This is a genomic window from Aeromonas sp. FDAARGOS 1415, assembly GCF_019048365.1.
Classification (GTDB): Bacteria; Pseudomonadota; Gammaproteobacteria; order Enterobacterales; family Aeromonadaceae; genus Aeromonas; species Aeromonas taiwanensis.
In genome coordinates, this window is the sequence record NZ_CP077363.1 from 239,013 (window position 1) to 252,552 (window position 13,540).

Sequence of the window (13,540 nt, forward strand, 5' to 3'; positions counted from 1 at the left end):
GGATTGACCGGCGTTATCAGGCAATCAGCTTGTAGAGGATTCCGGACATGGCGATGAGGCCGATGAGGGTCACGAAGCCGTTGCTGAGGTTGCCAGCATATTTGCGCATGGCCGGCACCTTGGCGATGGCGTACATGGGCATCAGGAACAGCAGCATCGCGATGATGGGGCCGCCCAGGTCTTCAATCATGCCGAGGATGCTCGGGTTGATGGTAGCCACGGCCCAGGTGGTCAGGATCATGAAGATCGCGGTCACCTTGTTCAGTTGCTTGACGTCGACGTTCTTGCCCTTCTCGCGCAGGGACTTGGCCATCAGGCCGTTCATGCCTTCTTGCGCACCCAGGTAGTGACCCAGGAAGGACTTGCTGATGGCAACCATGGCAATCAGCGGCGCCACGGTGGCGATCACCGGGTTGTCGAAGTGGTTGGCCAGGTAGGAGAGGATGGAGATGTTCTGCTCCTTGGCGGCCGCCAGATCGGCCGGGGAGAGGCTCAGCACGCAGCTGAACACGAAGAACATCACTGTCATCACCATCATGACGTGGGCGCCCAGCAGGATGTTGCTGCACTTCTTCTCGGCGTTCTCACCGTAACGACCCTTGTTGTCCACCGCGAAGGAGGAGATGATCGGGGAGTGGTTGAAGGAGAACACCATGACCGGGATGGCCAGCCACAGGGTCTTGAGGAAGTCGCCGTTGAAGGCATCGCCCAGCGCCGGTGCTTCGGTGATGATGGCACCGTTCCAGTGCGGGATCAGGTAGAGCGCCAGGCCCATCAGGGTCAGCACGAACGGGAAGACCAGCACGCTCATCGCCTTGACGATGACCTGACCGCCGAGGCGTACGATGGCCATCAGACCCAGGATCAGCGCCAGGGAGAGGATGGCACGGGGAGGAGCAGTCATGCCCAGCTGGTGCACCATCAGGCTCTCGACGGTGTTGGTGATGGCGACCGAGTACATCAACAGGATGGGGTAGATGGCGAAGAAGTAGAGCAGGGTAATGAACTTGCCTGCGGTCTTGCCGAAGTGCTCTTCCACCACCTCGGTGATGTCGCCATCACGGGTGGAGCCGGACAGCACGAAGCGGGTCAGGCCGCGGTGGGCGAAGAAGGTCAGCGGCAGGGCCAGGATCAACATGGCGACCAGCGGCCACAGGCCACCTACACCGGCATTGATCGGCAGGAAGAGGACACCGGCACCGATGGCGGTACCGTACAGACCCAGCATCCAGACCACATCGGCCTTGTTGATGCCACGGGAGGAGGCTTTGCTTAAGCTGCCTTCAACTGCAATGTTCATGTCAGACATAGGGGTGTTCCTGTCATCAAGGAAAGTGGAATCTCGTTGCTTATTGGCCATCTGGCCGGTTCCGCGTCCCTGGAACTGCTGCTGTTCATCCCTGTGGTTGTGCTCTCACGCCAGGGCAATGGGGCCATCGCGTCCCGCGACAACCGAATTGCAACATACTGCGGCATGAAATCCTGAACCTGATGGCGGCGCCTTCCGTCGTTAACAAGCTGACAACGGTCGCCTCATCCGATGAGCAGACTCTAGTTAAAAGGCCCTATTAATCACAGCGTTTTTTTGAATTAATCAACCAAAGTTTGATTGCAGTCGCCTTTCAATCGCGTTAGATCACATTGCAATCGCCATATTGCGATTTTTTTTTAACAAATAAACTGTTCTTGGCATCTCCTTGCCCTCGGAAAACAGAAACAAACCCATTACAAACCCCGCTACCTGCGTGCCGATTGTCTCCCGTCCTCCCTTGACGTACCCTTGCCTTTCGCCCTCTTCCTGCGTGCCGACCATGACCATCTCTCGCACCGATCTTGCCGAACTGGCGGTATTTGCCGCCGTCGCCCGCCATCGCAGTTTCAGCAAGGCCGCCCTCGAACTCGGGGTCTCTGCCTCGGCCCTGAGCCACTCCCTGAAGGGGCTGGAGAGCCGCCTGGCGGTACGACTGCTCAATCGCAGCACTCGGGCTGTCGTGCCGACTGAAGCTGGCGAGCGCCTGCTGGCACAGTTGCTGCCGACCCTGGGACAGCTGGAGGAGGCCCTGGACGAGCTGAAGCACCACGCAGGCGAGCCAGTGGGCAAGCTGAAGATCTGTGCCCCCCGGGCCGCCATTCAGGAGATACTGACCCCGGTGCTCATCGACTATCTGGTGCGCTACCCGCGCATGCAGGTGGAGGTGGTGGAGCAGGAGCTGATGCCCCGCCTCATCGAGGACGGTTTCGACGCAGCCCTCTTCTACGGGGATCTGCTGCCCCAGGAGATGATCGCCGTGCCCCTCGGGCCCCCGCAGCGTTATCTGGTCGTGGGCTCCCCCGCGTACCTGGCGAGGCGCGGCACGCCCCGACACCCCTCGGAGCTGAGCCAGCACGACTGCATCGGCTATCGGCTCACTCCCCATCATCACTATCGCTGGGACTTCGCCGCCAACGGCGAATTGCTGGAGATAGAGGTGGCGGGCCCCCTCACCACCAGCACGCCGGCCCTCTATCTGGGGGCGGCAGAGGCGGGGCTCGGGCTGGCTTATTGCGAGGAGGGGGAGGTAAAGGATGCCCTGGCGACGGGTCGGCTGGTCGCTGTTCTGGATGAGTGGAGCCCCACCTTCGCCGGCTTCAACCTCTTCTATCCCGGTCGGCACCAGCTGGGACAAGGGTTGCGTGCCCTCATCGACATGCTGAAGGCCCACTATCAGAGGCATTACTGATGAATCGTACTCATCAATTCATCAAGCAAATGGCCGATTATCAATAAAATGACGTGAATTTACACTGTGACTTCTATCCTCGATCCAAAGAAGCACAGCGATGTCTGCCTATTTCATTCGACGCCAGCGGGCCATGACCCGCCGTTTCTGGGGCTATGCCCTCCCCTCCATCATGGCCATGCTGGTCTCCGGCGCCTACTACCTGGTGGACGGCATCTTCGTCGGCCATTACGTGGGGGCCGCCGGCCTCGCCGGCATCAATCTGGTCTACCCGGTCATCATGGTGCTGATCGGCCTCGCGGCCATGATCGCCATGGGGGCGGCCACCGCCATCTCCTTCCAGCAGGGCGCCAGGAACCTCGATCGGGCGCGCCAGGCGCTGGTCAACGGGCTCTGGCTGCTGCTCTTGCTGGGGACAGTGGCCCCCCTGCTGCTGCACCACTGGCACCCTGACATCCTGCTGGCCCTGGGGATGGACCCCGGCACCGAGACCTGGTATCAGGCCAGCGACTACCTCACCTGGATAGGGGGAGGCACCCTGCTACTGGCCAGCAATCTGGCGGTCCCCTACTTGCTGCGCAACGACGGCCGCCCCCGCCTCGCCATGGTGCTGGTGAGCGGCGGGGCCGTGCTCAACATCCTCCTGAACTACATCATGGTGGGCCGACTGGGGCTGGGCCTGACCGGCACGGCCCAGGCGACTCTTCTCTCCGAGGGGCTGGTCAGCCTCATCGGTCTGGGCTACTTCTTCACCCGCCATGCCAGGCTGCGTCTGGCGTGGCGCCAGCTGGTGCCCAACTTGCCGGCCATGCCCAACCTGCTGTACACCGGGCTGCCCAGCCTCATCGCCCAGTTCAACCTGGGTCTGCTGCTGCTGCTGCACAACAGCCAGCTGATGGTGCACGGCTCGGTCAAGGATCTGGCGGGTTTCACCGTGGCCGGTTATACCGAGGCGGTGTTCATCGTCATCCTGCAGGGGCTGGCATTTGGCATCCAGCCCCTGGTCAGCCAGGCGGCCGGCGCCAAACGCCATCGCGACCTGAAGTTCCTGATGGAGATGGGGCTCAAGATCACGCTCGTTTACGGTCTGGCGGTCTGGCTGCTGATCCAGCTGCTGCCGCGCCAGGTGGCCATGCTCTACACCGGCGATCAGGATGGCGAGCTGCTGGCGGCTGCCATCAGCAGCCTGACCCTCAACCTTGGCGCCATTCCGTTGGAGGGGATCATCATGTTCGGCATCGTGCTGCTGCAGTCCATGGCCCGCACCCGGCAGGCCCTCGTCCTCTCGGTGGCCAAGACGGTGCTGCTGCTGCCGCTCATCTTCCTGCTGCCCCTCTGGTGGGGGCGCGAGGGCGTCCTGGTGGCCCAGCCCGCAACCGTACTGCTACTGACCCCGCCCCTGTGCTGGCTGCTGTGGCGGGAGTGGCGGGCTCTGCTCCCCGTCGCCCCCAGGCGCCATTCCCCTGCCCGGATGAGGACGCAGGCCGCGACCTCCTGACCCCGGCCCCAGACGATCGCCCATAAAAAAGTCCCCGCAAGCGGGGACTTTTGACGAGGGCGAAGCGGGCTTAGCAGTAGCCGTAACCCAGCAGGCGCTGGTAGCGCTGCTCCAACAGCTGCTCGCTGTCGAGGGGACGCAGGGCATCGAGGTCCTGCTTGATGCGTGCCTTGAGGTGCTGGGCCATCTTCTCCACGTCGCGGTGGGCGCCGCCAAGGGGCTCCTCGACGATGTTGTCGATGAGCTTGAGCTCTTTCAGGCGCTGGGCGGTGATGCCCATGGCATCCGCCGCCACCGAGGCCTTCTCGGCGCTCTTCCACAGGATGGAGGCGCAGCCTTCCGGGGAGATAACGGAGTAGGTGGAGTACTGCAGCATGTTGACGCGATCGCCCACGCCGATGGCCAGGGCTCCGCCGGAGCCACCCTCACCGATCACGGTGCAGACGACCGGCACGGTCAGACCGGCCATGACTTTCAGGTTGCGGGCGATGGCCTCGGACTGGCCACGCTCCTCGGCACCCACGCCCGGGTAGGCACCCGGGGTGTCGATGAAGGTGATGATCGGCATCTTGAAGCGCTCGGCCATCTCCATCAGGCGCAGGGCCTTGCGGTACCCTTCTGGGCGCGGCATGCCGAAGTTGCGCTTGATCTTCTCCTTGGTCTCGCGACCCTTCTGGTGGCCGATGATCATCACGGGCTCGCCGTCCAGACGGGCGATGCCGCCGACGATAGCCTTGTCATCGGCGTAGGCGCGATCGCCGGCCAGCTCGTCGAAGTCGGTGAAGATCTGCTCGATGTAGTCGAGGGTATAGGGGCGCTGGGGATGACGCGCCATCTGGGACACCTGCCAGGCACCCAGATCGCCGAAGATCTTCTTGGTCAGCTCTTCGTTTTTCTTCTCCAGCCGGCGAATATCTTCGCTCAGATCCACGGCACTGTTGTGCTCGCTCACATGGCGAAGTTCATCGATCTGTGCCTGCAACTCGGCGATCGGCTGTTCAAAATCCAGAAAAAGACTCATAGGGACAATAGATCCTCTAATCAAAAACCAATTCAACCCGCTCTCGTCCAAGCAGGACTCGCAAGTCATCTATCAGTTGATCGGTGGGCGTCACCCGCCACTCGGTACCGAGCGTCAATCGCACCCGGGAGCCGGGGCGACGATAGTTTACCTGAACCGGACAGACTCCGGCACGGGCGGGCTCCAAAATCTCGCACAAACGCGGGAAAAAGCGCTCGTCAATGCGTTGTTCATCGAGGGAAATACGGATTGCCCTGGCAAAACGCTCCCTCGCATCGTTGATATCCAGCAATTCGCGGGCCGACATTTTAAGGCCACCGGAGAAGTCATCAACGCTGACCTGTCCAGAAACCACTAAAATACGGTCTTTTTGCATCAATTCTTCGTATTTTTCCAGCGCTTCACTGAAGAGGGTCACGTCCAGACGGCCGGATCTGTCGTCCAGGGTGAAGATCCCCATCTTGTTGCCACGCTTGGTCACCATGCTGCGCGCCGCGATCACCAGGCCCGCCGCCGTGGTCACCGTATCCCGGGAGGTGGGATGCAGATCGCACAGACGGCCCGAGGTGTAGCGACGCAGCTCGCCGCTGTACTGGTTGATGGGGTGACCGGTGAGGTACAAACCCAGCGTCTCCCGCTCTCCTTCCAGCCACACCTTGTCGGGCCAGTGCGGCACGTTGGCAAACGCCTTCTTGACGTCGTCGATCTCCTCGGTGAGCACGCCGAACATGTCGACCTGCCCCACCGCCTGGGCCTTGGCGTGCTGCTCGGCGGCGCGCATCGCCTCCTCCAGGGTCGCCATCAGGGCGGCGCGGTGGGGGCCGAGCCTGTCCATGGCGCCGGAGAGGATGAGCTTCTCCATCACCCGCTTGTTGAGCTTCTTGATGTCGACCCGGTTGCAGAAATCGAACAGGTCGCGGAACGGGCCGTCCCGATCCCGCGCCTCCAGGATCGCCTCGATGGGGCCTTCCCCCACCCCCTTCACCGCGCCGATGCCGTAGACGATGTGGCCGTCCTCGTTGACGCTGAAGCGGTAGCGGCCGGTATTGACGTCAGGGGGAATGACGGTCAGCCCCATGCGCTGGCACTCGTCCACTAGCGTCACTATCTTGTCGGTGTTGTCCATGTCCGCGGTCATGACCGCCGCCATGAACTCCGCCGGGAAGTGGGTCTTGAGCCAGAGGGTCTGGTAGGAGACCAGGGCATAGGCGGCGGAGTGGGACTTGTTGAAGCCGTAACCCGCGAATTTCTCCACCAGGTCGAAGATCTTCATCGCCAGCTCACCGTCGACGCCGTTCTTGATGGCGCCCTCCTCGAAGCCGGCCCGCTGCTTGGCCATCTCCTCGGGTTTTTTCTTGCCCATGGCCCGGCGCAGCATGTCCGCGCCCCCCAGGGTGTAGCCCGCCAGGGTCTGGGCAATCTGCATCACCTGTTCCTGGTAGAGAATGATGCCGTAGGTGGGCTCCAGGATGGGCTGAAGGCTCTCGTGCTGCCACTTCTCGTCCGGATAGGAGATGGCCTCATTACCGTGCTTGCGGTCGATGAAGTTGTCCACCATGCCGGACTGCAGCGGGCCCGGACGGAACAGGGCCACCAGAGCGATCATGTCTTCGAAGCAGTCGGGCTGCAGGCGTTTGATAAGGTCCTTCATGCCGCGGGATTCGAGCTGGAACACCGCCGTGGTCTCGAAACGCTGCAGCAGGGCGAACGACTTCTTGTCATCGATGGGGATGGCGGCGATGTCCACCGGCGGCTTGCCCTCTTTGGCAAGACGGGGGTTTATCATGCCGAGCGCCCAGTCGATGATGGTGAGGGTGCGAAGCCCCAGGAAGTCGAACTTCACCAGACCCGCGTACTCCACGTCGTTCTTGTCGAACTGGGTGACCGGGTGGTGTCCCTCGTCGTCGCAATAGAGGGGCGCGAAGTCGGTGATCTTGGTGGGCGCGATGACCACGCCGCCGGCGTGCTTGCCGGCGTTGCGCACCACCCCTTCCAGGCGGCGCGCCATGTCGATGAGGTCCTTGACCTCCTCGTCCTGCTCGTAGAGCTCCGGCAGCTTGGGCTCGGCCTCGAACGCCTTGGCCAGCGTCATGCCGGGGTCCGGCGGAATGAGTTTCGAGATGCGATCGACGAAACCGTAGGCGTGGCCCAGCACCCTTCCTACGTCCCGCACCACCGCCTTGGCAGCCATGCTGCCGAAGGTGATGATCTGGGAGACCGCCTCCCGGCCGTACATCTCGGAGACGTGTTCGATCACCTCGTCGCGCCTGTCCATGCAGAAGTCGACGTCGAAGTCGGGCATGGATACCCGTTCGGGGTTCAGGAAACGTTCGAACAGGAGGTCAAATTCCAGCGGATCCAGATCGGTGATCTTGAGGGCGTAGGCCACCAGCGAGCCCGCCCCCGAGCCCCGGCCCGGACCGACGGGAATGCCGTTGTCCTTGGACCACTGGATAAACTCCATCACGATGAGGAAGTAGCCCGGGAAGCCCATCTGGTTGATCACCTTGAGCTCGATGTCGAGACGATCGTCGTACTCGGGCCGGCGCTCGGCACGCACCGCGGGATCCGGGAACAGGAACTCGAGGCGCTCCTCGAGGCCCTCTTTCGATTTCATGACCAGGAAGTCTTCGGTGGTCATGTCGCCGGTGGGGAAGTTCGGCAGGAAGTATTCACCGAGGCGCACCGTCACGTTGCAGCGCTTGGCGATCTCCACCGTGTTCTCCAGCGCCTCCGGGATGTCGGCGAACAGCTCGCACATCTCTTCCTGGCTGCGCAGGTACTGCTGGGGGCTGTAACGGCGCGGGCGGCGCTTGTCCATCAGGGTGTAGCCATCGTGGATAGCCACCCGGATCTCGTGGGCGTCAAAGTCGTCGGCCCCGAGGAACACCACCTCGTTGGTGGCCACCACGGGCAGCGCAAACTCGGTCGCGAGGGCGACCGCCATGTGGAGGTAGACCTCCTCGTCGGGGCGACCGGTGCGCAGCAGCTCGAGATAGTAGGCGTCGGGGAAGTGGGCCTGGTAGAAGGCGAGGCACTGCTCCACCATCTGGCGGTTGCCCTTGAGCAGGAACTTGCCCACGTCTCCCTCGCGACCGCCGGAGAGCACAATCACCCCCTTGGCATGCTCGGCGAGCCAAGCCTTGTCTATGACGGGGCGCCCCTGCACGTGGCCGCGCTGATAGCCCCGGGAGATGAGCAGGGTGATGTTCTGGTAGCCGTCGTTGTCCATGGCCAGCAGGGTGAGGCGGAACTGCTCGTCCCCTAGCTCGTCGCTCTGCACCCAGAAATCCGCCCCGACGATGGGCTTGATCCCCTTGCCGTGGGCAGAGCCGTAGAAGCGCACCAGGCCGCACATGTTCATCTGATCGGTCAGGGCCAGGGCCGGCATGTTGTTGGCGGCGGCGGCCGAGACGATGGGACCGATCTTCTGCAGGCCGTCGACCATGGAGAAGTCGGAGTGCACCCTCAGGTGGATGAAACGGGGGTCAGCCATGGTTATCCCCTCTCGTGGCGCCAGCTGGCGCGAATGTCGTCATGCAGACAGCGTGGCATGGGTTATTCGATCCCCAGGGCGCGGCGCACCGGTTTGAAGCTCTGCCGGTACTCGGGCAGGGGGCCGCGCTCGGCCAGGATGGCGAGGTGCTCAGGCGTAGGGTAGCCCTTGTGACGGGCGAAGCCGTACTCCGGATGGCGGGCGTCCAGCGCGCTCATCTCGGCGTCCCGGGTCACCTTGGCGAGGATGGAGGCGGCGCTGATGGCGGCCACCAGGCTGTCCCCCTTGACCACGGCGCGCGCTTCCATTGGCAGAGCCGGGCAGCGGTTGCCGTCGATGAAGACCAGCTCGGGCGTGACCCTGAGCCCCGCCACGGCGCGCTGCATAGCCAGCATGGTGGCGTGCAGGATATTGAGCTCGTCGATCTCTTCCGGGCTGGCGCGCCCGATGGCATAGGCCAGCGCCTTCTCCCGGATCTCGTCGAACAGGGCCAGCCGCTTCTTCTCGGAGAGCTTCTTGGAGTCGGCAAGGCCGGCGATGGGATTGGCGGGATCCAGGATCACCGCGGCGGTGACCACGTCACCCACCAGGGGGCCGCGGCCCACCTCGTCCACCCCGGCAATCAGCTTGTCTTCGGGAATATCGATCGTCATCTCATAGCCTTGAATCAAAACCGGCCCCGCAGGGCCAGTGTCAGCACAATATCGCGTGGCGCACAGGGCCGGCTAGCGTTCCAGCAGCGCGGCCACCGCCTCGGCGGCCTGAACGTCGGCATTGCAGCGGATCTTCTCGTGCAACTTGGTGAAGGTGGCGATGAGTTCACTGTTGTCGTGCTCCAGCAACTTGCTTACCTCTTCCACCAGATTGGCCGGGGTGCACTCGTGCTGGATGAGCTCGGGTACCAGCATCCTGTCCGCCAGCAGATTGGGCAGGGAGACATAGTCCGTCTTCACCAGCCACTGGGCCAGCCAGTAGCTGAAGGGTTTGAGCTTGTAGCCCACCACCATGGGTTTTTTCACCAGCATGGCTTCGAGGGCCGCAGTGCCGGAAGCGAGCATCACCACGTCGGCGGCGATCATGGCCTCGCGACCCTGGCCGTCCAGCAGCACCATGTCGAGATCCGGCGCAATCTCTTCCTTGATGGCCAGGAACTGCTCGCGCCGCTTCTGGTTGACCAGGGGCACGATGAAGCCGAGATCCGGGCAGTGCACCGTCAGGTGCTTGCAGGCCTCAAGGAAGACCGGCGACATGAAGTCTACCTCGGCGTGACGGCTGCCCGGCAACACCGCCAGCCAGCGGCGGGCGGGATCGATGCCGAGTTCCTTGCGCACGGCCGCCTGATCCGGCACCAGGGGTATGTCGTCCGCCATGGTGTGGCCGACGAAGCGGCAGGGAGCGTCGAAGCGGTCGTAGAAGGCCTTCTCGAACGGCAGGAAGGCGAGCACCATGTCGGTGGCCGCCTTGATCTTGTGAATGCGGCCCTGACGCCAGGCCCACACGGAGGGGCTGACATAGTGGACCGTCTTGATACCGGCGCGGCGCAGTTTCAGCTCCACCCCGATATTGAAATCCGGTGCATCCACGCCGACGAACACATCGGGCGGATTGGCAATGAAGTGGCGCAGCAGTTCGCGGCGCACCTGCAGGATGCGGGGCAGACGGCCCAGCACCTCGGCGATGCCCATGACGGAGAGCTCCTCCATCTCGAACAGCGCCTTGACGCCCAGGGCCTGCATGCGCGGCCCGGCGATCCCCTCGAACTGCGCGTCCGGATAGCGACGCTGCAGTTCGCGCACCAGCCCTGCGGCCAGGATGTCGCCGGAGGCCTCTCCGGCGACGATGCCGATGCGAATGGGCTTAGGCACGGATGATCCCGCGCTCGTTGTCTTTGAGGAAATCGACGTAGAGCTGGACGGCAGGCTCGGACTGGGCCATCTCGCTCAGCACCGGCAGCACCTCTTCGATGGTCTTGCCAGAGCGGAAGATCTCCTTGTAGGCGCGCTTGACGGCGGAGATCGCCTCAGGCGTGAAGCCACGGCGGCGCAGCCCCTCGGAGTTGACCCCGAACGGCTTGGCGTAGTTGCCAGCGGCCATCACGTAAGGCGGCACGTCCTTGTTGAGGGCGGCGCAGCCACCGACGAAGGCGTGGGAGCCGACGCGGCCGAACTGGTGAATGGCGGACAGACCGCCGAAGATCACGAAGTCGCCGATGTGCACATGGCCCGCCAGGGTCGCGTTGTTCGCGAAGATGCAGTTGTCACCGATGATGCAGTCGTGGGCCACGTGAACGTTGACCATGAACAGGTTGCCGCTGCCCACCTTGGTCAGGCTCTGATCCTGGGTGGTGCCACGGTGCACGGTGCAGTTCTCGCGAAACACGTTGTTGTCGCCGATCTCGAGGAAGGTGCGCTCGCCGGCGTACTTCTTGTCCTGGCAATCCTCACCGATGGAGGTGTGCTGGAAGATCTTGTTGCCACGACCGATCCTGGTCGGCCCCTTGATCACCACATGGGAGCTGACCCAGGTGTTGTCGCCGATTTCCACCTCGGCACCGATGACGGAAAAGGGGCCGATTTCAACCCCTTTACCGATGACGGCAGACTCATGGACGATGGCGGTATCGTGGATGATGGCAGTCTGGTCGATCACGGTTATACCTCGCGTTTGGCGCACATCAGTTCGGCAGTACAGACCACTTCACCGTCGACGGTGGCGACACCAGTGAACTTGGCAATGCCGCGGCGCTCCTTCAGGAACTCTACGTCCAGCACCAGCTGATCGCCAGGTCCGACAGGGCGCTTGAAGCGGGCGTTGTCGATGGAGGCAAAGTAATAAAGCTCGTTGGGGGACGGTTTGCCCACCATGGTAAAGGCCAGGATACCGGTGGCCTGGGCCATGGCTTCCAGGATCAGCACGCCGGGGAACACCGGCTTGGCCGGGAAGTGCCCCTGGAAGATCGGCTCGTTGAACGAGACGTTCTTGATGGCGCGCAGGGTTTTGCGCTCATCGCTGATCTCGTAATTTTCCACCTTGTCCACCATCAGGAACGGATAACGGTGGGGCAGCAGATCCATGATTTCCTGGATGCCCAGGCTCTTCTTTTCAGTAGTCAAAACAGTACCCTATACCAATCGTGATTATTCTTGATCCAGCTTTTTCTCAAGCTTGCTCAACCGCTTGTGCATCTCTTCGATACGCATCACCCGGGCAGCGGTCTTGCGCCACTCTTTATTGGTTTGCAGGGGGATGCCGGAAGAGTAGATACCGGGCTCGGTGATGGGACGCATGACCATGGCCATACCGGTGACGGTAGCCTGGTCGCAGATCTCCATGTGCCCGTTGAAGACGGAGGCGCCGCCAATGATACAGTATTTGCCGACCTTGAGACTACCGGCCATCACGGTGGAGCCCGCCACGGCGGTGCCGTAGCCGATCTCGACGTTGTGGGCGATCTGGCACTGGTTGTCGATGATGACGTTGTCGGCGATGCGGGTATCTTCCAGCGCACCGCGGTCGATGGTGGTGCAGGCACCGATCTCGACCCGGTTGCCGATGGTCACGCCACCGAGCTGGGGGATCTTGATCCACTCGCCACGCTCGTTGGCATAGCCAAAACCGTCGGCCCCGATCACGGTTCCGGCTTGCACCAGACAATCCGTGCCCAGGGTCACGTTGTGATAGAGGGTGACATTGGCCCACAACCGGGAGCGCGCGCCCAGTCGGGTGTTCTTGCCAACGAAACAGCCCGGACCGATGCGGACATCGTCACCCAGCACCACGCCGGATTCGATGACCGCATTGGCACCGATGGCCACTCTCTCGCCCAGTTGCACGTCCGCCGCGATGACGGCGCTCGGATGGATATCCATGGCCGGCTGCGGCGTGGTGTCCAGCAGTTGGGCTACCCGGGCAAAGCCCACATAGGGGTCTTTGAGCACCAGGGCATTGGTGGGGCAAAACGGCAGGTCTGCCTCGGTGATGAGCACGGCTGTCGCCTTGCTCTGCTCCAGGAAATGCCGGTACTTTTTGTTGGACAGGAAGGCGATCTCCCCCTCCCCGGCTTTTTCCAGTGTCGCGACCTTGCGAATTTCCCGGGTCCCATCCCCATGGACCTCGGCCCCCAGTTGCTGGGCCAGCTGTGCGAGAGTAAATGCCATCAATTAGTTGCTCTTGCTAACCTGAGAAATAACCTGGCCGGAGATGTCCAGCTTGCTGGCGGCATAGGGGGCAGCGTTGCGCTCCAGCACCAGATCGTAGCCATTGCTCTTGGCGATGGAGTCGATGGCAGCCTGTACCTTGGTCAGGATCTTGTTGCGCTCTTCAGACTGGCGACGGCCATTGTCACGCTCGAATGCCTGGCGCTTCTGGTTGAACTCCATCTGCAGCTTGGCCAGCTTCTCCTGGTTCTGCTTCTTCTGCTCGTTGCTCATGAAGGCTTCGTCCTTCTTGAACTTCTCGACCAGTGCCTGACCGTCGGACTCCAGCTTCTGCAGCTCGCGCATGCGCGGCTCGAATTCACCTTTCAGCTTCTTGGCAACGGCTTCACGCTGGGGCAGCTTCTGGAACACTTCGGCCATGTCGACCACGGCGATCTTGGTCTCGGCCCAGGCGGAACCCATGCCGGCAGCCATCAGTGCAAAACTCAAACCAGCTACTTTCAACGCTTTATTCACACTAACTCCTTGGTCCCTCGGTAGAGGGCTACCTGATTTACCTGATTGTGCAAGCGATCCACATGACCGTCTTGTTACCTGGTGAGGCACGCACAGCGCGTGACCCATCATATTTCCCCCGCCGCAGCGGGG

12 protein-coding genes are annotated in these 13,540 nt (G+C 62.4%); 2 read left to right on the forward strand and 10 right to left on the reverse strand.

The features are described 5' to 3' along the window. Nucleotides 1-16: 16 nt before the first annotated feature. Complete coding sequence (locus tag I6L45_RS01105) at nt 17-1,309, reverse strand: HAAAP family serine/threonine permease (protein WP_043758752.1); 1,293 nt, start codon at nt 1,307-1,309, stop codon at nt 17-19. Nucleotides 1,310-1,636: 327 nt separating this feature from the next. Then, nucleotides 1,637-1,813 carry a hypothetical protein gene (locus tag I6L45_RS01110; RefSeq protein ID WP_216983212.1) on the reverse strand — a complete coding sequence of 59 codons (177 nt, stop codon included), beginning with the start codon at nt 1,811-1,813 and terminating at the stop codon, nt 1,637-1,639. Here I6L45_RS01110 and I6L45_RS01115 point away from each other — a divergent pair. Beyond that, a complete protein-coding gene (locus I6L45_RS01115) occupies nt 1,812-2,720 on the forward strand; it encodes a LysR family transcriptional regulator (RefSeq protein ID WP_210548101.1) in 909 nt (302 codons plus the stop codon). The two genes, I6L45_RS01110 and I6L45_RS01115, sit on opposite strands and share 2 nt — an antisense overlap. A 100-nt stretch (nt 2,721-2,820) precedes the next feature. Next, on the forward strand, nt 2,821-4,218 hold the full coding sequence (locus I6L45_RS01120) for an MATE family efflux transporter (RefSeq protein WP_216983213.1): 1,398 nt from the start codon (nt 2,821-2,823) through the stop codon (nt 4,216-4,218). Between the two features lie 70 nt (nt 4,219-4,288). Here I6L45_RS01120 and accA read toward each other — a convergent pair whose 3' ends face one another. The 8 genes from accA to I6L45_RS01160 all read right to left on the reverse strand — a co-directional run bounded on the left by accA (nt 4,289) and on the right by I6L45_RS01160 (nt 13,408). Next, complete coding sequence (gene accA / locus I6L45_RS01125; protein WP_216983214.1) at nt 4,289-5,239, reverse strand: acetyl-CoA carboxylase carboxyl transferase subunit alpha; 951 nt, start codon at nt 5,237-5,239, stop codon at nt 4,289-4,291. Between the two features lie 16 nt (nt 5,240-5,255). Continuing rightward, nucleotides 5,256-8,735 carry a DNA polymerase III subunit alpha gene (dnaE, locus tag I6L45_RS01130; protein ID WP_216983215.1) on the reverse strand — a complete coding sequence of 1,160 codons (3,480 nt, stop codon included), beginning with the start codon at nt 8,733-8,735 and terminating at the stop codon, nt 5,256-5,258. A gap of 62 nt (nt 8,736-8,797) precedes the next feature. Continuing rightward, nucleotides 8,798-9,388, reverse strand: coding sequence for a ribonuclease HII (gene rnhB / locus I6L45_RS01135; protein ID WP_216983216.1), 591 nt, complete (start codon nt 9,386-9,388; stop codon nt 8,798-8,800). Between the two features lie 72 nt (nt 9,389-9,460). After that, nucleotides 9,461-10,600, reverse strand: a complete 1,140-nt coding sequence (gene lpxB, locus I6L45_RS01140) for a lipid-A-disaccharide synthase (RefSeq protein WP_043758728.1) — start codon at nt 10,598-10,600, stop codon at nt 9,461-9,463. Continuing rightward, nucleotides 10,593-11,384, reverse strand: coding sequence for an acyl-ACP--UDP-N-acetylglucosamine O-acyltransferase (lpxA, locus tag I6L45_RS01145; protein WP_081843632.1), 792 nt, complete (start codon nt 11,382-11,384; stop codon nt 10,593-10,595). The genes lpxB and lpxA overlap by 8 nt, the downstream gene beginning before the upstream one ends. Before the next feature lie 2 nt (nt 11,385-11,386). Next, nucleotides 11,387-11,848: a 3-hydroxyacyl-ACP dehydratase FabZ gene (gene fabZ, locus I6L45_RS01150; RefSeq protein WP_010673414.1), complete on the reverse strand. Its 462-nt coding sequence runs from the start codon at nt 11,846-11,848 to the stop codon at nt 11,387-11,389. A gap of 24 nt (nt 11,849-11,872) precedes the next feature. Beyond that, nucleotides 11,873-12,892, reverse strand: coding sequence for a UDP-3-O-(3-hydroxymyristoyl)glucosamine N-acyltransferase (lpxD, locus tag I6L45_RS01155; RefSeq protein WP_043758734.1), 1,020 nt, complete (start codon nt 12,890-12,892; stop codon nt 11,873-11,875). Nucleotides 12,893-12,895: 3 nt separating this feature from the next. Next, the gene (locus tag I6L45_RS01160; protein WP_043758725.1) at nt 12,896-13,408 is read right to left on the reverse strand and encodes an OmpH family outer membrane protein; all 513 of its coding nucleotides are present in this window, start codon (nt 13,406-13,408) and stop codon (nt 12,896-12,898) included. Between the last annotated feature and the right edge of the window lie 132 nt (nt 13,409-13,540).